Source organism: Tissierella pigra, from assembly GCF_009695605.1.
In the GTDB taxonomy this organism is placed as follows: domain Bacteria; phylum Bacillota; class Clostridia; order Tissierellales; family Tissierellaceae; genus Tissierella; species Tissierella pigra.
Genome location: NZ_VUNQ01000064.1, coordinates 1 through 18,705 on the forward strand (window position 1 = coordinate 1; position 18,705 = coordinate 18,705).

The following is an 18,705-nucleotide window of genomic DNA, read 5'->3' on the forward strand; positions in this document are numbered from 1 at the left end:
ATGTTTTCAAATATGCTTCTTTTAAAACCTGTTACTTACTGGTTTAATTTGTTGTGTTTAATTTTAAAACTAAATTTTAAATATTTATTTTATTTTACTACTTGACTTCTTATAGTTGGTCTTTCTTAAATTCACAATGCCCAGATTTCCTTCGACTTTTAATTTTTTGAAGTAATATTGACTTAGATTTAAGCCATATTGTTGATTTTATAGCCTGTCCTACAACTTCATAAACATCCCCTACACTAGAGTTATAATTTTTTGCACTCATTGCCTTAACATGATATAAGGTAATCTCATATTCCAATTCCTTATTGTGAATTGTTATAAAATCAGCCATTTCCCCAGTACCATGATCATATATAATATAGTCTATTTCTTGATTCTCCATTAACAGTTCATAAAGGGTATCCTGAATTGATTTACCTTTTTTACAGGTTCTTTTTGTTCTAAATTCCAAACTAACATTTGTTCCATATTTTTCTTTCCAAGGAATAGATTTAATATTCTGATTGCTAAATACAATAGCTTCTGGATCCCCTACACTAATCTCAATACCTTGAATCATTGCATCATCAGTTGTACGAAATGTTAGGGGATAACTTGAAAAATAAGTAGCAAGTCCAATATTTTGTCTCCCTTCAAAAACCAATATTTCATCTTCAAATGATTGATAATTCCCATTCAAATCACAAGTTATGGTTTGTTCATATTCTCTGATGGAAGCTTGTATTGTTATTAATTCACTTTCTATTTTTATTATACTTATATCCAGATCAGTCACGATACCGATCTCATTTTCGTTATTTTTATAATATACTAATGAAGGGTTGTTATATGACTCTCCTGAGAGATCTGCAAAATAAATATTCTTTGGATACTTATCAAGTCGCTTGGGAATAGGTAAATAATCAAAGTTAGTATTAGTTTTAACCACCATTTCAGAATTAAAGATCTTCGCTCCATTATAATCGCACCATGATATAAAATCCTTTAGATTTGTATATGCACTACTCCAGATCTTTGAACCACTACTATAACCAATTGTGATTTGTTGTTCTTCTGATATTGCCTTACAAAACACATGCCCTGCAGAGTATAGTCTACCTGTACTTGGATCAATGGCTTGACTAACATCCGATCCAGCAGATATTCTATAAGATTCTCCCGATTCATTAAACCTATTTTGCATACCAGAATTAAATATTTCAAACTCTCTTAAATTGCCTAATACCCTATGCATTTCATGCTTCGGTATTTTCTCATAAGACTTAGAAAAGGATTCTACTATTTGCTCATAAATGAATTCACTTTTTACTTGCGAGTATATATATAAGATTTTAGTCTGTTCCTGGTAATGTACTATATATAAGAGGTTTTCTTCATCTTTCACATTATCACCAGTATACCATTTCGGATTTTCATACCCCTTACCTATAGCAACCACCGTATTGTCATCGTGGTTTAAAAATGGCCCGTATGAGATATTACAGAACTCAGGAAATTTCCCATGAATATCAAACCCAACTACCTTATATAGCTTTGCATGACAATTGAGTCTAATAGTATGTAATGATAAATTCGAGTCAGAGTCAATTTGGTCTTTATTATCAATTGAATATTCGTCTATATATACCTTATCCATTTCTTCTTTATTTATCTTGTTTTCGCTTAAGTCAATTATAATTTCTTGCCAAATCATATCACTTTTATATAACTCTTTATTCTCAATTACTAATTCTTCATCATTCATTGCTATAAATTTCGCTACATCGATGTTTTCGGCATTTGTACGCGCGAATCTTCCTATAAATTGTAGGGTATTTGCTAAAGATTTATGTGGATCATGTATAGCTGCAATTTTTAGATTTGGAAAATCAAACCCCTCTCCAAGCATATTAACACATATTATCCCATCTAGTTCTTTACTGCGTAGCTCATCTATAATTTGATACACTTTCTTTGAGTCCATAGAACTATCAATTCTTTTTAAATTTAGTTTCGTTTCAGATTTATATAAGTCTTCCAACTCTTTGGCTCTATTTTTGCTATTAGCTCTTACCATTAAAAAATGTTCATATCCTTTTTCTCTATCTAATAATAATATTGATTCAGCTTTCCTTGCAATTAAATAGTCCTTATTTTGTGCACTAGGTATTGGGATGTATTGAATTTCTCCGAAAATACCATCCTTATATGCTTGAGATAGGGGGTAGTTATAAACAGTAACTCCTTTAATCATTTTCTTGTCCATACGAAAGGGAGTTGCAGTAAATAAAACATGTTTTGCTTTATTAATATTTCCTAATATCTCAGTCCAAGTTTTCGCAGGAACATGATGTGCTTCGTCTATCAAAACCAAATCAAATTTCCTTTTAATTGCCTCCACCCTAGATAAACTTAAACCACCTCTATCTGTAGCTACTATAACATCTGCATTTTCTATCAAATTATCTTGCTCTTCTTTATAAAGTCCTTTCATCTCATATACCTTAGGTTTTTTAATATTGTCAGAGAGAACATTAACTTTTGTTAATGTCTTTAAATTTGAATACTCTTCATAAATCTGACTACGCACTAACCTACTTGGAGTTATTATTAAGGCTTTGTTAGTTTCTAAAACATATGGGGTCATCATTAATACAGCTGTTTTACCAGATCCCTCTCGTGTCAAGGGTATGATACAAAATATTTATCCTTTTATTCTATTTTTAAAAGATTCTTCTGGGTTTTTTGTGTATTATATCCAAGCAGATTTCTCTTTTAAATCCTTCCATTCTTTCCAAAAAGCAAGATAGCCTTCCCTATCTATTTCATCCTCTGGTAGAATTCTTTCTCCTGCTTTCTTATAAAAATCTTCAATTTGCTTTATAAAATTTAAAACTTCCTTTTTATATTGTAAGTAATAATAAGTAGTTTTTAAATTCTCATCGGCTTCTATAGTTACTAAACCATTCTTATGTTTTATAGACCAATCCAGCCCTTGGTCACATCCTATTATTTCCACCTTATTTCCTTCTTTATTGGCTAGCATGGTATTCCCACAGCAAGGGAACAAATGGTTTCCTTTGCCCTCTTGGTGGTCATCAAATAGAGACCTTAAGAGCCTTAGTCCTGCAGCACTTACTGTAGGAGAATATTTGATTATTTCATCATTTAACCTGATTTCCAAATCTCCATGCAAACAAAGATCTTCTTTATTATCATCACTGCTATCTATCCAATAGAGTTCCTTTATCTGAATTTCAAAATCATGGCAGTCTTCAAAAAAGTAATCTGGTAAGAGACTCCATAAGTCACTTAGGTTTTTTTCTTCTCTTGCCATTATATAAAGTCCTCTATCATCATAGAAGTAGAATATTCTTTTACTTTTTAAGTCTATAATATAAATTGATGAAGCTAGGTCATAGTCACCAGCAAAGTCTGTTAGACTTATCTGGCGGAATAGTTCCTCCATTATAAAACCTTCTACTTGATAAATTCTCCTTATAGGCTTAAGAAGTTCTCGACCATCTTCATAAAACCATTCATAAGTATATTCCTCTTTTCTTTTAAGATTTACTAAGATTGATTCTATAAATTTTACTTCTTTCTCTGGATTTGGATTAAATATATTATCATAGACTAGGAGCAAATCTCCCTCAAAATCAAGATGCCTAAAAATATCGCTAGCCTTTTCGACAGTTTCTTCTATATATAATTTTTCTTCTCCTAATGAAGACTTATAAGCTAAAGCACTATGAAGTCTCAACTTTGGTCTTAATTTAAAGAGAGGACCATTTTCAAAATCATATCCTTTTAATATTTCTTCTAAAATATCTTTTAAACTTTTATCTATATCTGCCATAATTTTCTCTCCTCTTGTCCTAGCTTAATCCGAAAAGTTTTCAAATAGATGGTCTAGGAGTTTTTCGTCTCCCACATCTTCAAAACTTTTAAACCGTTCAACTACCACATCTCCATCTGGAGAAAATTCTACTTCCCATCTTTGACCTGGAACTGCAACTTCTACCATAATATAATCATCTCTAACTGTATCTAGCTTGTAAAATATTTTCTTGTCTTCTAATTTTTTTAAAAATCTGGTCAGTTTTCTAAAGCTATTACCCCATAACCTTTTGGATAATTCTGATATATATGCTTGAGCCTCATTATTATCTGCCCCTGTTATACCCATATATATTTCTATTGCTTTTTTATTATTCCCTTGGTAAATTAGTTCTTTTATATCCTGGTCTAATACATGGTCTGCATTTGTTCCATCTTCATTTATATAAAAACCATCAATAATTTCAGTTATTCCACCACCAAAATACCAATTATTAGCCTCTATAAAATCAATGAATTTATACCAAAAGTCATCATAGCTTAAATCTTCTGGTACTGAAATACATCCATTTATCTCAAATTCTTTTTCTCTTTTCATCCTTATCCCCCTAAAATTTAAATATTATTAACTTTCATTGTAAATTTCCAAGTCTTCGCTTAAAGGAAAAGTCAATCTAAAATTATCAATTATTTGCTTACTCTTAGAAATTATTAGGCTTAAACTACTATCCCAGGCTACAATTTCTATAGATGCTAAAGGATGTTGTAAGGAAAGTGGATTCTTCCAAAATCCTTCATAATGATCAGTATAGGGTAAACTATGATTTAGAATTTCTTTAATATCAATACTTTTTTCAAAGCCAGATAAAACACCCCAGATCCACTGAAAATCTTCCTTTTCTATAATATTAGTGAGTTCCTCTCCACTTAACCAACAATATTCTTTAGAAAATAAATCCTGATATTCTTTTGTCTTAGGATAGGCAATAATATCTGTAATCAACCAATTGTAGTCTTTTTGCACCATGTTTATTCCAGTAAAGATTTTATATAAATAAGTATAATATTCTTCTCCCTTTCTCAAGATTGCTCCATACATTCAAATCACTCCATTAATTTTATTCTTTGTTTTTACAACTCCATTTTTCTATATTTTGTTTGTTTGATGAAAGTAACTTTTGGGTATTCAGGGGATATAATATCAATCATTAGATTTGTCCCACATATAAAAAAATGATAGGTTTTTTCGGGTACAATATAATTTTCCTCTCTAAACTTATTTAAATAATCTGAAGACTCACTTATATAAAAAGTCCATATTTCATCAATATCACTTTCAGAAACCCATAGTTCTGGCCTATAGCTTTCATCAGTTACCATGTAAGAAAGTACATCATTCCAAACTAATTTAACCATATGTTCTGAGCGTTTATCTTTTTCAAAATGATCTGGAACTAATAATACAACAAACCCTTCATCTCTTTGAAATCCTGCGTCTTCCATATCATAAACTTCATCAACATCCTTGTGAGGAATCCATTTCTTAAAGTTTTTCTTAAAATTATTTTCTAGCATTATATATACTCCCTTCATCTATTTTATATCTTTTTCTTACCTTAGTGATATTGCTACTACCTCTTATTATGTAAATGAATAATACTATTTTCTCATAAAACCTAATTGAAAAGGAGATCCTACTAGTGGATCTCCTTCTATTGTACTATTGATATTCTATTCTTTCTATACCCTTTCCTGAAATATAAATTCTATCAATATATTTCTCAACAGTCTCTTTAGTAAGACTATCTATGCTTCCTGCTTGTTTAAGTTCCTCATCTATTGTTTGAATACGTTCCTTATTTTCTTCCTCAGACTCTTGTATTTGATTTTTTATTTCCATAAAATCTTCTCTTGAAATTTTACCAAACTTGTAATTCTCAAACTCAACCCTTTTCTTTTTTAATAGTTGGTCATTCTTGTCATAAAGTTCTTTTTGCTCATCAAGAAGCTTCTTCTTTTCTGTTTTATCCGTATGAAACTTATCCTTAAGAATTTCAAATACTTCCTTTTCTAACTCCTTATAGTGAGGAAATTTTTCTTCCTGCTCAAGCATTCTACAGTGATAGCAATAAAGATTTATACTTACTAATTCTTTACCATTAGAACTAGTGCCAAATCTAATTTTATAGCCACATTTATTACATCTAACAAAAGTTGCAAGAGGACTGTTTTGGTACTTTTTCTTCTTCACACCAAAACTCTTTCTATGCCTCGATTTTAATAGTCCTTCAACTTCATCAAAGGTTTCTTTGCTTATAAGAGCTTCGTGATTATCATAAACCCTTATCCATTCTTCTTTTGGATGATAAGTAACCTTACCTCCATCAAGCTTGCTTTTGGTTGATTTATTAAAAACAAAAGTCCCAGTATATACTTCATTATTTGCTATTCTTCTAACCATACTGTGAGACCATATTGTATCTTCTACATTAGATTCCCACCTGTTTGCATAGGCATCATAGCCTTTAATCTCTTTCCTTCTTGCCCTTGCAGTAATCACACCTTCACTATTAAGAATCTTTGCAGTTTCATTTAGGGTATGTCCTTCAAGTAGAAGTTGAAATATATATCTAACATTATCAGCTACTCTTTCATCAATCACAAGCTTGTAGTTATCCTCGGTATCTTTTAAATAACCGTATGGTGGTGTTCCAGAGGTATATTTACCTTGTTTCTTTGCTACTAGTAGGGCTGTTGTCATTTTCTCTGAAATATCCCTACTGTAATAGTCATTAAGAAGGTTTTTAAATTGAATGTCTAATTCAGTTCCATTTTGAATTTCATTACTACTATCATAGCCATCATTGATTGCTATAAATCTGATTCCCATAAATGGAAAGATGTTTTCAAGATAATCACCCATTTCTATATAGTTTCTCATAAATCGTGACATATCCTTTACTATAATACAGTTTACCTTCCCTTGCTTTATCTTCAAAAGAAGTTTATCTAGCCCAGGTCTTGAAGTAGTACTACCACTATAACCCTCATCAATAAATTCTTCTATATTTGCCTTCTTAAGTTCTTGGTCATTAAAGATGAAGCTCTTAATAATATTCCTTTGAGAATTTATTGTATCTTCTGTATGCCCTAGATTTCCTTTTTCAAGTACGGATTTTCTAAGATAAATAGCAATATTATTCACTTGACCTCATCTCCCTTCCACCTAAAAAGCCTTTTAAACTAATTTCTATAGTTTCATTATCATATACATCAATACGTTCAATATATTTCTGAACAATATTTTCATCTAACTTAATATCTTTATTAGAAAATAGGCTATCAAATAAGTCTATCTCCTCCTCAGCTTGAGTTTCTATTGAAAGGACTTCAAGGTCAAGATCACTTAAGTTTTTTTCATAGATGGTTAGGTCTTTTCTATTTAATATTCTTTTTTCAAGATAGTCTTCTTTCTCAATCTTTCCCAAGCTATAATCTTCATATAGTCTTTTTAAGTCTGAATTAAGTTTTGAAATTTTAAGAGAAATAGACTTACGATTCCTTTCTACCACCTCAATTTTCATTTTGCAAATATCAATAATTCTATCCTTGCAATCTTTTCCACTTACATCAATGCTGAGTACATTCCTCAATTTTTTTATTACTAGATTATCTAAATCGCTTTCCATTATAGAAATATAAGGAGTTTCAAGTAAAATACCATTATTCTCTTCATTTGTGAACTTATAATAATAAAACTTAGCATTCTTCTTATTACTTTTTTCTCCCTTTCTAGATAAAAGTAGGTTCGTATTTGCATCAAAAATTACACCTTTGTATTTATTAATTGGATCTCTTTTCATATCATGTCTTGTTATTTTAAATTCAGATTTATCTTTGTTACTATCAAGTATCTCCTGGGCTATATAAAACAGTTCTTCTGAAATAATAGCTTCATGGGCATTTTCTACAACAATCCATTTATCCTTAGGCTTTTGTCTATAATGACCACTCTTTTTCCCTTGAACATTTTCTTTAGTACCTTGAACAAGGCAGCCTGTATAGACTCTCTGTCTTAGCATATTAGCTATAGTGCCCTTTCTCCACTGTGGTTGTCCAGGTTCACGCATAATGTTTCCTGTTTTATTATAGGCACTTGATGTTGTAATGTTTTTCTCATTAAGTTCTTTAGCTATTTTAAGTGTATTAATCCCATCTACATACATATTAAATATTCTTTGTACTATTTTCATGCTTACTTCATCAGGTTCTAACTTTCTTCCTCCATCCTTTTTTACTACTTTATAACCAAAAGGTGGATTTGAACCTATAAAGAAGCCCTGTCTAGCATGTACCTGTCTACTGGTTTTAATCTTATGTGATATATCCTTGGCATACATATCATTAATAAGGTTTTTTATCAAGATTTCAAAGGATAGTTTTGCATCAATTCCCTTTTCTGTATCAATCTTATCTATTACTGATATAAATCTTACTCCTAAGAAAGGAAATACCTTATCTACAAGTCTTCCCATTTCAAGATGTTCTCTGCCAAGTCTTGATAAATCTCTGATTATAATGCAGTTTATAAAACCACTTCTAACATCATTCATCATTTCAATATAACCTGGCCTATCAAAGTTAGTTCCAGAATATTCGTAATCTGTATAAACTTTAACTAGAGTCATATTTTCTTTATTTATATACTCTTGGCAAATCTCTACCTGTGACTCTATAGAGTATGATTTATTTCTCCACTCTTCTGTTCTTTCCTGTGAAAGTCTTGTATAGATTCCAACTCTAGATGAATTAATAGTTACTTTTTCTTCTGTTTTTATTAAGTTTCTTCTTGATATTCTAGCCATATAGAGCTACCCCCTCTCTTTCAGTGGATAGTCCTTTTATAGCAATACTATTGAAGGATACAAGATTAGAAGTCTTGGTTTTCTTAGCTCCCTTTAATATTCTCTTTAATATATCTAACTTTTCCATATCATTAAAGAATACTGTTATTCTTGGTCTTCCTTCTTCATCCTTTTCCCCTACCAATATACGGTCAACAAAAAATGCTAGTGTCTGCCTATCAATACTTTCAATGTTTTTATACTTTTCCAAACCCGTAAGCCAGTTTTCTTTGGAATTAAGTATCTCTTCTAAATCATTATAGGCTTTCTTTCTATTTAAAATTTGTTGTTCAACCTCTTTTATTTTTAACTGGTAGCTCTTCCTAAAGGATTGAAATTCCTCTTCATCTATAAGCTCATCTTCTAAGTCCATATAAAGAGAACGTCTAAGAGTTTCATACTTCTTTTTTTCAGCAAGTAGGTCATCTAAATCAAGGTCATGTTCTGATTTACTAAAATCAGCTTGCCTAATTCTTAAAAATAGTTCTTCTTGATATTTTATATGTTGTTTTATAATATAATTCAAAGAAGATAAAATATCCTCTTCCTTTATGCTATGTCTTGAACAACCTTTACCACGATTGTATAAGCCACATATATAATAAATTGTTTGTCCATTTTTTGTCTTTTGATTTCTTCTTACTAGCTGATTTCCGCAATCTGCACAATAAAGAAGCCCTGCTAAAAAGTCAGGTTTAGTTTTCCTATTAAGAATATCTCTTCCCATCATCTTATTAGCTACATTAAACATTGTTTCTGTAACTATAGCTTCATGAGTTCCTTCAACTCTAACCCATTCTTCTTTAGTAACTTTTATTTCCTTATTAGACTTATAATTAAGCTTGGTTCTCTTCCCTTGTTCTAAGTCTCCAAGGTAGACTCTATTCTCAATAATTCTATTTATCATCTTGGCCTGCCACTTACTTTGATTACTAGAAAAGCCTGTAGAATAATTTGATCCATTGTCTTCCTTATAAGACTGTGGAGTTTGAATACCTAGTCTATTAAGTTCATCTGCTATAGCCTTTGAAGAATATCCTTCTACTTTCATCTCAAAAATCTTTCTAATAACATGAGATACATTCCTGTCTACTATAAGATGATTTTTCTTTTTATTACTCTTCTTATATCCATATGGAGCAAATGCTCCTATAAATTCTCCCCTCTGTCTTTTAGTCTTTTGAGAGCTTTTAACTTTCATGGATATATCCCTGCAATAACTATCATTGATAAAGTTTTTTATAGGAAGAATAAGATGAGTATCATTTACATCAGCATTTTCACTATCATAGTTATCATTAACTGATATAAATCTAACTCCCATTTGTGGAAAAATCTTCTGAAGAAATTTTCCCGATTCAATATAATCTCTTCCAAATCTAGAAAGGTCTTTTACAATAATCGTTTTGCAAGCTTTCTTTTCAAGATCACTAATCATCCTTTTAAAGTCTGGTCTATCAAAGTTTGAACCTGTAAATCCATCATCAATATATTCCTTGATGATTTGAAAACCTGCCTTATCAGCATAGCTTTTTATAAGTTCCCTTTGATTACCAATAGAATTACTTTCTCCCTCATCTCCATCATCTCTTGATAAGCGAAGATACATATAAGCCTCAATCTGTTTCATTTCTACACTCTCCTTAATAAATTATTTTGGGTGCAATTTATTAAGGATTTCAGAAACTTTATATTTTTATCTTACCGCACTTATATATATCTGTCAGCCCTTAGATCCTTAATTCTAACTTACATAAATCTGATACAAAATCATCTATACTAACCTTTGTATTTCCTATACAACAATTAACAATAACATTTCCTACTTCAATAAAAACATTCTTTTTATCTTCTGGAATCTCTTGTAATTTTTGATCCAAATATGCTCCCATTGATTGTTCATCTTTATATCCATAATTAACAGAAGAAGAGTTTTGGTTTTTCTTATTAATATTTTCCATTTCATTACCTCTTCTTTCTTAATATTTTTATTTTAAGTTTTATGACATTGACAGGTGCTTTGACAGCTACATAGGAATTTCACCTCTCCCCTTTTCTCGGTAGGAAGCAACAACGTATAGAAGTATCATTATCACCGTCTAGATCTTTGCAAAAAGATTTCCAGTTCTTTTCTGTAGCAAACTATTTATCGCTCTCATCCTTATATCCCTTACATTTAGCGTTATGCAGGTATTCATTTAAACCAAAGTTACCTTCAGCAGAATGGTCATGACGTAGTTTCATACTGGCTCCTTAAACGGATAATGTCCTGTCCTGGTCTATTAAATTATCAAAGTTCAAAATATATAATTTTTTTATTCTTATATAAGGGGCTGTATTTGCCCCTTATATATAACAGTGAAAAAATCACCCTCTTGATTCGCTTTTTTAAAAACTTTTTTATTTTTCATCCCAATCTTCTAAAAAGATTTTTAGTTTCTTTAAGGTTTTTTCTTTTCTTCTAAATACTGCTCCTTGGCTAATATTTAGTTTTTTTGCTAAATCTCTTTGGGGAACTTCATCGAAAAAAAGAGCCTGGATAATTTCCCTTTCTTCTGGGCTTAATTTATCCAAGGCTTTATTAAGTGCTTCTATTTGCATTTTCACCGCTACTAATTTCTCTAGGTCAACGGCTTTATCTATTAGCCTCTCTTCCATGCTCCTATCTGCTCCATCTGATATAAACTCAGAGAAATAACCTAATTTATTCTCCTTGTCTAGCCTATTAAGATAATTCTCTCTATTGGTTTCTTGCCAATATCCTTTATATACTTTTTCTGATACATCCGCCTTGCTATCTTCAAGGAATATATAATAGTTCTTTTTATTTTCTTTCATTTTCTTTCCTCCTGTGAATTTAAAATTTTTAATTTAAAATTCACAAAGAGGAGGTTCTCTAATGTATTTCACCCGTTTCACCTCAATTTAGGGCAAAAAAAAGACAAGTGTAAGAGTCACTTGTCTTCTTCTAACCTTATATTTAGGCATAAAAAAACCTCCATTTTTCCAAACAGAGGTTGCCTATTATATTGAGTGTAACAGGCTTAAGGTCTCATTACAGTACCAAAATGGTTCCAGTTTTATTCCATTTTAGTCCCATAAAAGTCTCATTTTATAATTCAATTTTATAATCTATCTTATCTTCTGCTACTTTTAGCTTGCAATTTGATAGGTCTTCATAATTTCTATCGAAAACACTATATCCAAAAAGCATTACTCCAAATTTAAGTATAGCTTTATTCATATATCTATAATAGGTGGATCTTGAAATTAAAAGCAATTCAGAAATTTCCTCATTACTTCTTATTTTCTTCTCAAAATATTTATAAGTAATAATATCTGCATAAATTTCACCCTTGTTTGGATAAGCACTTAATCTAGATAAAGCATCATCCATAAGCTTAAGTAAAAATATGCTTTGTTGTGTATTTAAGAGTTGGCTTTCAACCTTCTCTATGTTAATATCCTTATCTATTTCTAATATAGATAGGACAATATCATCCAAATGTTTTCTTTTTGTTTCGTAAAATATATTATCTAGATTTTCTATATGGTCCTGGATATGGAAATCTACTTTTCGATACAAACTCAGGAGAAGTTTAATATCATTCCTTAACTTCTTTTTATCTATATTTTCTAATTTATATTCCTTTATCATCCCATTAAAACTCATGATATACCCTCCTCCTAGCGAAAATAAAGTTTCTTCTGTGTCCTAGACCAAAGTCCCAGAATACCCATTCCGTAATATCCCAGGATTTTGCATTAACTTGCATTTTTATCAACTCCTTAATATGTTGTTGTAACTAGGAATATTCTTCCCATAAAGTCCTTTTCTTTTTTACTAATTGCTTTTGCTATCCTTACTCCATCCTTCTTGTTTCTCAAATCCTTAATTATAATTAAATCTCCCTCTTTATAACTAGCCTTGGTATCTACAAAAATTATACTTCCATTGACTATACCATGTGGTAAAATCCCCCTACTATCATCAGCTAGGTAGGAGATAATCTGTCCTTTTGCCCTGTATCCTTTTATTCCTATAATGTCCTCACAATTTCCTGGACCATACTTGATTTTCTTATCTCCAAACTTATCCTCATCCATCTTGTCTCCCCCTATCTAGTTCCACCAGGTAGAGTTACTATTTCATTTCTCTCCTTAGGTATCTTAATATCTCCCATAAGACCAGCATAAGAAATAGAATAGTCACCAAATCTCTCTCTGACTTTAAAAAAGGCATCATCTACCTTCTCTCTCTTTATTAGCTTAGAATAGTCCTCATAGAAGCTTAATTGGCTTCCATTTTTCTCTCCTATTAGATTTATTGCTCTAATAGTTAAAGCTCTGATAGGACTTTCCCAAGAATATTTTTCTAAGAAAAGGTCATAAGCTTCTTCTGCTAAGATAGTAGAAGATAGGCTAGGATAGGATATCTGTCTTTGATATTGCTTAGATAATAGATTATTATTTTTAACGGATATTTGAATTCCTCCAGCTAAGTATCCATAGCTTCTTAAGGCCTTGGATACTCCAAAGGATAATTCTCTAAATACCCTATAAACTTCTAAGTTGTTTTCTAAATCTTCTGTAGTAGTTATTCCTCTTCCTACCGACTTAACTGGATCCCTGTAGTCCCTATCAGCTACTGAACTATAATCTCTACCATTGGCATAGTTCCATAAATGAACTCCATTAATACCTAGCTTCATCCTAATTAAATCTGGATCTCCCCTAGCCAAGTCTCCTATAGTGAAAATCATTAGCCTATTTAACTTTTTCTTAGAAGCCTTACCCACTCCTAAAAGTTCTTCTACTGGTAAATTCCAAATCTTCTCCTTAAAATCTTCCCTAGCTATTTCTGTAACTGCATCTGGTTTTTTCATATCAGAACCTAATTTTGCAAAAATCTTATTAAAGCTTACCCCTATACTTACTGTGATTCCTAGTTCTTTTTTTATCCGACTTCTTATCTCTTCAGCTATGTCTTTCCCTTTTCCAAATAAATGGAGAGAACCTGATAAATCCAACCAACACTCATCAATTCCATAAGGCTCTACCTGGTTGGAATAGTCATAGTAAATATCCCTGGCCCATCTGGAGTGCTTTAGGTACTCATCATAATTAGGAGGAACTATTAAAAGATTAGGACACTTTAGTTGAGCTTGCCAAATAGCCTCTCCAGTCTTTACTCCTAATACTTTAGCTTCTTGAGATTTAGCTAATACTATCCCATGCCTGTCCTCCCTTCTGCCACATACAGCTAGAGGAATACCTTTTAGTTTTGGATTAAGCTTGGTCTCAATGGAAGCATAGCAATTATTCATATCTGCATGTAAAATAACTCTTTCCATTAAACTCCCTTGACAGTGACTGTCTGCTATTGTACAATAGAATTATATTCAAGCTTGTAATGTCTATTATAGGACAGTCAATGTCCATTGTCAATTGGAAAATAATTTTTATAGAAAGAAAAGGTGAAGATAATGAAATTTGGCCAAAAATTAAAGATTCTTAGAGAGGAACAAGGCCTGACACAAGATGATCTAGCAAAGATGGTTGGTATGTCATCTAAGACCATCTCCAGATATGAGTCTGGAGAATCAAATCCTAGGTATCCTAGAATTTATGATGATCTGGCAAAAGCTTTAAAAATTGATAAACTTGAACTTTTAAGTGATGAAGATGCCTTTGTCCTTTCTATCAAGGAAAAGTTTGGTTCTTATGATGCTAACTATGCTTCTGATTTAGTAAACGGTATGGTGGGTTTAATGGCTGGTGGGGATATAACTGATGCTGATAAAAGGGTAATCTTGGAAACTCTCCAAGAAGCTTTTATCATTTCTAAGAAAGAAAACAAGAAATTTATACCTAAAAAATTTAGAGTAGTTGATGATGAAAATAAGGAATAGATATTATGAAAAACAGGTATGGATTAATCTATGAAGATGCCATGAAGTTAATTATGAAGCATGAAACCAGAGACCCTGAATTGATTTTAAGAAACAGAAATGTCAATCTACTACCATTTACTGGCCAGACCCATGCTTTAGGTATGTATGTGGTTATTAAGAGGAATCGTTTTGTTTTCTACAATCCCTCTATTGATGATAATTTTAAAAGAATGATGTTTGCCCATGAGCTAGGCCATGATCTTTACCATCGAGCGGAAGCCAAGGAAGGACTGTCAGAGTTCACCCTCTTTGACGTTAAATCAAGCCTAGAGTATGAAGCTAATCTTTTTGCTTCCCACTTACTCCTAGATGAAGAGGAAATTATTGATTATGGGAAAATGGGCTATGACCTAGAGCAAATCGCCCAGGTTATGAAAGTTAATATTAATCTTTTACTCTTCAAGTTTTATGGAATGAATAAATTAGGATATGATTTTAATCTAGACCAATGTCTAAACAGGAAATTCTTTAAAGACATTGATGGTACAAAATAAGCTATAGGAGGTCAGTATATTGATAGGATTATTTATAGGGATATGTTTAATAATATTAGTTCTTTTTATAAAACTTTATAAGAATATTACCTTGCTTTCCTTCAAAACAATGGCATTTGGAATTGACTTCTTTGTTATCTTATTTTATACAATCTATTTTTTCCATCCTAATGTGGCTGTAAAACTTGTAGAAGGAAAACTACAATATTTACTTGATGCAGGTGCTGGAATCCTTGCAGTAATTCTCTATGGACTTTTGATTCTATTTATCAATGATGCTTTCCCTAGAGTAAGCAATATACTTAATTTATTTATTACATTTATAGGAGTGTGCATGGCAGTTCCTTTTGCAATCGGACTACTAACTCCTGTAATTCAGTTATTCATTCATAGATTCACCTTTAATGGAGATATTGTTTTATCACAGAATCATATGTTTAACCTTTTTCTAAAATATATGATTTTTGGAATCATTGCTCTCCCAGTATGGAGATATAGGATGAGTAAACTTGAGGAATTTTAAAATAGAATTATGAAATAATTACTTAATAATTCCCATTTGTTGATTATTAACCACAAAGACCACTAATAAGAGAGAGGGTACAAATTTTAAATACCCTCTCTCTTATTAAACTGCTTAACCAAGAAGTCTTAATTATTATCTTTATTTTTAATTATATAATCTTCTATTTCTGAGATAGGTTTATTACTTACTGTTTCATATACAACTATTCCTTTATTGTCCTTTATTATATATTTCCCTTTATCAAATCTAATAAATAAATCATCCAATTCTATATATTGATCTGACCAGGCTCCTAATTCCCTTATTATTTCTGATTCTATACCATTAGTATCTAAAATAAATTTTAGAGTTAATAAATAAACTCCATAGTTATATCCTACAGATGATTTGTTTGGAATTATTAACATACTGTTTGTAGTGTTCCGCAATCTTAAATGTGAACCACTCATTACATTAAATAATATAGGATAGTTAATAAAACAATATCTCCAGTCTGTTTGTGGAATGTCAACATTTTCTATCATTTTTTTAAGTTGTCCCTCAATATTCTCTTTCACTTCAAGATTATCCAAAAGTTCCTTTACTATTTGTCCACAATTCGAAAACAAACTTTTCATACTAGGAGTCCTGGCTCCCTCATTTGGGTCATCTACACAAAGAGTTTTATAGCTACTTACAGGCAAAGTATAATCTCCTAGAGTTAGTAAGGCCCTCCTTAAAAAATTACCATGAATTGGTTTTGATTCATCAAATAGAAGAGCAATTTTATCCCAATAATAAATAAATGTTTCTTTTGAATAAACATCTTCCTTCTCTTGGGAATAATAAAGTGCTGCCCTTACTTGGCCACTAAAATATTTATGTTCTTCTGCAGAATATATAAGCTCAGCAAAGTCTTCATCTTCAAGAATTATTTTAGCTTTTTTCTTCTCTTCCTCAACTTGTTCACTAGAAAAAAATGATATCTTAGGACCCTGTGAAAAATACTCAAGTATATTTTTATAATTCGCAGACATATTATTAATTGATTCAATTGCTCTACGATACAAGTCTATTTCATCTATTCTTGTATTCAAAGTAAGGTTTTTTATAATTCTTATCCACTGATTTAAGCCAGTTAAATCTACTCCTTTAGATTTAGATATATAAGTAACCAAACTATGAAATAAAACTCTGTCTTCATAAGTTCTTTTTTCACTTAAAGCATTGAAGAATATTTCTCTTATGTCGTCACTATTAAGATTCTCTTCAATAAAATTTAATGTATAATATATAATCTCAAATAAATCTTTATCAATCTTTTCCCAATTCATTGTATTAGACCAATTATTATCATTTCTTAGAATACCCTTATTCATAAATAAGACACCGAAGAAATTTAGGTAGGGCTCATCAAATTTCAATTCATACTTATTCCAAAATAAATCTGTCCATTTGCCATCTAGACAGTGTTCAAATTCTCTTTCTATACTGAGCTCTAGTTTCTTTAGCCTAGCTATTAATTGTGCTTTAAAGTTTTCAAAATCAGATAAGGGTCTACCTCTTGCATTTAATTTTATGTATAGAGTATCTTCCATGCCTAAATTTTCTATATCCAAAAAATTAAAAACTAAAGAATCTCTATCTAATAATTCATCTAAACCATCAATATCTTTAAACATTTCATGAATTGCATCTAACATTGCTAAAGCAGACTTAATTGTTGGGTCAAACCTCCAACTTGGAACAAACCAAATAGAATCTTCTATTTCTAAAGAAGGGATTTTCTCATTTGTAAATATATCCTGACGATTTTCATTTATACTTCTAAGAAATCTTCTAGAGCTAATCCTAGTTTTATAGGTAAACTTATCAAATATACTTGTCTTGCTTTCATCATCCTTAAAAGCATATAAATACAAAAGATACAGGGTCGTTAAGCGTTGTTGACCATCTAAAGGAATAAACTTTTCTCCTACAAGCTTACCATATATAAAATTTAAATCTAAAGGCGGAGATTGACCAGTCACTGCAAGCTTCATATCCTTAAGGAGGTTAGTTCTCACCATATTAGCATGTTGAGTCTTCCTTCCCTGAGCATAGTCTCTTTGAATAATTGGTATCTCCACTTCATATTTCTCCAATAATTCAAGTAAAGTTCTTGGTGTGGTATTATCCATTTGCTTGTCCCCCTTTTAGAAACATCTCTAAGTTTATATTAATTGCTTTTTTATAGTCTTCCTTATCTTGATCTATCCACTGACTCATATTGCTTAGGTCATCAGAATAAACTTTTAAAAATACATTTTTAGTGCAAAGAGGTACAAATAAGCCTTTAGCTTCCCTATCAATAATAATTTTTCTCTTTATATCAAAACTAGAGTCTTTATAACTTCTATTTGTTTTACTATCAAGAAGAGTTAAATTTCCTATATTATCGTCTCCTTCATCAGTTTCATCTCCACTAGCATGAATATGCTCGATATCCCATTTAATTCTTTCACCACTTTCACCTTTATATATATCAAATGGAAATCTATATTGTTTTTCACTTTTAATAACCAAGGTTGCAATATTAAAAAGTAAAAGTATTCTTCTTATCTTAATCCTATCATTGGAATTATCATAAAATAAATTAACTAAATCATATTTTCCTAAGGTAGATTTTGCTTCCTCTAGTAAAAGCCTCTTTACATCACTCTTTCTTTTATTTCTAGTTAGACTAAATATTTTTGATATACTTACACCTACACTTATTAAATATCCAATTATATGATATTTATCTAGGTCATCATACCACTCTTTAAATTCTGCATAGAGACTTTCTATATCTTCCCAAAGTTTTTCTACAATTTTTTCCTTGTCATCTGTTCCATTCATCTTTTCTAGAAAGATAAAAAGAGCGTCTACGACGCGTTAAATATTTGCGTACTATACTTCGATTTGAAAATTAAATTTTTCTGCTCATGTTAATATTCTATTTATTTTTGGTATAAATAAATTGGTGATAATATGAGCAG

18 protein-coding genes are annotated in these 18,705 nt (G+C 30.8%); 3 read left to right on the top strand and 15 right to left on the bottom strand.

The genetic code is table 11. From position 1 onward, the window contains the following. Positions 1-109: 109 nt before the first annotated feature. The 13 genes from FYJ83_RS17855 to FYJ83_RS17920 all read right to left on the bottom strand — a co-directional run bounded on the left by FYJ83_RS17855 (position 110) and on the right by FYJ83_RS17920 (position 14,086). A complete protein-coding gene (locus tag FYJ83_RS17855) occupies positions 110-2,674 on the bottom strand; it encodes a DEAD/DEAH box helicase (RefSeq protein WP_195838052.1) in 2,565 nt (854 codons plus the stop codon). Positions 2,675-2,740: 66 nt separating this feature from the next. Beyond that, complete coding sequence (locus tag FYJ83_RS17860) at positions 2,741-3,847, bottom strand: DUF3885 domain-containing protein (protein WP_154442856.1); 1,107 nt, start codon at positions 3,845-3,847, stop codon at positions 2,741-2,743. Positions 3,848-3,871: 24 nt separating this feature from the next. Beyond that, positions 3,872-4,426 (bottom strand): YggL family protein, encoded by a 555-nt coding sequence (locus FYJ83_RS20110; protein ID WP_229768645.1) that lies wholly within the window; start codon positions 4,424-4,426, stop codon positions 3,872-3,874. Positions 4,427-4,453: 27 nt separating this feature from the next. Then, positions 4,454-4,927, bottom strand: a complete 474-nt coding sequence (locus FYJ83_RS17875) for a DUF2691 family protein (RefSeq protein WP_154442857.1) — start codon at positions 4,925-4,927, stop codon at positions 4,454-4,456. Between the two features lie 32 nt (positions 4,928-4,959). Beyond that, entirely contained in the window at positions 4,960-5,403 is a 444-nt protein-coding gene (locus tag FYJ83_RS17880) for a hypothetical protein (protein WP_154442858.1), read from the bottom strand. Positions 5,404-5,548: 145 nt separating this feature from the next. After that, positions 5,549-7,033 carry a recombinase family protein gene (locus FYJ83_RS17885; protein ID WP_154442859.1) on the bottom strand — a complete coding sequence of 495 codons (1,485 nt, stop codon included), beginning with the start codon at positions 7,031-7,033 and terminating at the stop codon, positions 5,549-5,551. After that, positions 7,026-8,693, bottom strand: a complete 1,668-nt coding sequence (locus FYJ83_RS17890; protein ID WP_154442860.1) for a recombinase family protein — start codon at positions 8,691-8,693, stop codon at positions 7,026-7,028. The genes FYJ83_RS17885 and FYJ83_RS17890 overlap by 8 nt, the downstream gene beginning before the upstream one ends. Continuing rightward, the gene (locus tag FYJ83_RS17895) at positions 8,686-10,362 is read right to left on the bottom strand and encodes a recombinase family protein (protein ID WP_154442861.1); all 1,677 of its coding nucleotides are present in this window, start codon (positions 10,360-10,362) and stop codon (positions 8,686-8,688) included. Before FYJ83_RS17895 ends, FYJ83_RS17890 begins: the two co-directional genes overlap by 8 nt. A 100-nt stretch (positions 10,363-10,462) precedes the next feature. After that, on the bottom strand, positions 10,463-10,693 hold the full coding sequence (locus FYJ83_RS17900) for a hypothetical protein (RefSeq protein WP_154442862.1): 231 nt from the start codon (positions 10,691-10,693) through the stop codon (positions 10,463-10,465). Between the two features lie 439 nt (positions 10,694-11,132). Beyond that, on the bottom strand, positions 11,133-11,570 hold the full coding sequence (locus FYJ83_RS17905; protein WP_154442863.1) for a sigma-70 family RNA polymerase sigma factor: 438 nt from the start codon (positions 11,568-11,570) through the stop codon (positions 11,133-11,135). A gap of 274 nt (positions 11,571-11,844) precedes the next feature. Next, entirely contained in the window at positions 11,845-12,405 is a 561-nt protein-coding gene (locus FYJ83_RS17910) for a hypothetical protein (protein ID WP_154442864.1), read from the bottom strand. Positions 12,406-12,521: 116 nt separating this feature from the next. Continuing rightward, entirely contained in the window at positions 12,522-12,839 is a 318-nt protein-coding gene (locus tag FYJ83_RS17915; RefSeq protein ID WP_154442865.1) for a hypothetical protein, read from the bottom strand. 11 nt (positions 12,840-12,850) lie between these two features. Next, positions 12,851-14,086 carry a DNA polymerase Y family protein gene (locus FYJ83_RS17920; RefSeq protein WP_154442866.1) on the bottom strand — a complete coding sequence of 412 codons (1,236 nt, stop codon included), beginning with the start codon at positions 14,084-14,086 and terminating at the stop codon, positions 12,851-12,853. 132 nt (positions 14,087-14,218) lie between these two features. Between FYJ83_RS17920 and FYJ83_RS17925 the strand changes: the two genes are divergently transcribed. Genes FYJ83_RS17925 through FYJ83_RS17935 form a run of 3 tightly spaced genes read left to right on the top strand, consistent with a single transcriptional unit; the run spans position 14,219 to position 15,703 of the window. Beyond that, entirely contained in the window at positions 14,219-14,644 is a 426-nt protein-coding gene (locus tag FYJ83_RS17925; protein ID WP_154442867.1) for a helix-turn-helix domain-containing protein, read from the top strand. Positions 14,645-14,649: 5 nt separating this feature from the next. Then, the gene (locus FYJ83_RS17930; RefSeq protein WP_154442868.1) at positions 14,650-15,180 is read left to right on the top strand and encodes an ImmA/IrrE family metallo-endopeptidase; all 531 of its coding nucleotides are present in this window, start codon (positions 14,650-14,652) and stop codon (positions 15,178-15,180) included. A 19-nt stretch (positions 15,181-15,199) separates the two neighbouring features. Continuing rightward, complete coding sequence (locus FYJ83_RS17935) at positions 15,200-15,703, top strand: hypothetical protein (protein ID WP_154442869.1); 504 nt, start codon at positions 15,200-15,202, stop codon at positions 15,701-15,703. Between the two features lie 128 nt (positions 15,704-15,831). Here FYJ83_RS17935 and FYJ83_RS17940 read toward each other — a convergent pair whose 3' ends face one another. Both FYJ83_RS17940 and FYJ83_RS17945 read right to left on the bottom strand, forming a co-directional pair. Beyond that, positions 15,832-17,865, bottom strand: a complete 2,034-nt coding sequence (locus FYJ83_RS17940; RefSeq protein WP_154442870.1) for a GmrSD restriction endonuclease domain-containing protein — start codon at positions 17,863-17,865, stop codon at positions 15,832-15,834. Next, positions 17,858-18,565 carry a GmrSD restriction endonuclease domain-containing protein gene (locus tag FYJ83_RS17945; RefSeq protein ID WP_154442871.1) on the bottom strand — a complete coding sequence of 236 codons (708 nt, stop codon included), beginning with the start codon at positions 18,563-18,565 and terminating at the stop codon, positions 17,858-17,860. The genes FYJ83_RS17940 and FYJ83_RS17945 overlap by 8 nt, the downstream gene beginning before the upstream one ends. Positions 18,566-18,705: the final 140 nt, after the last annotated feature.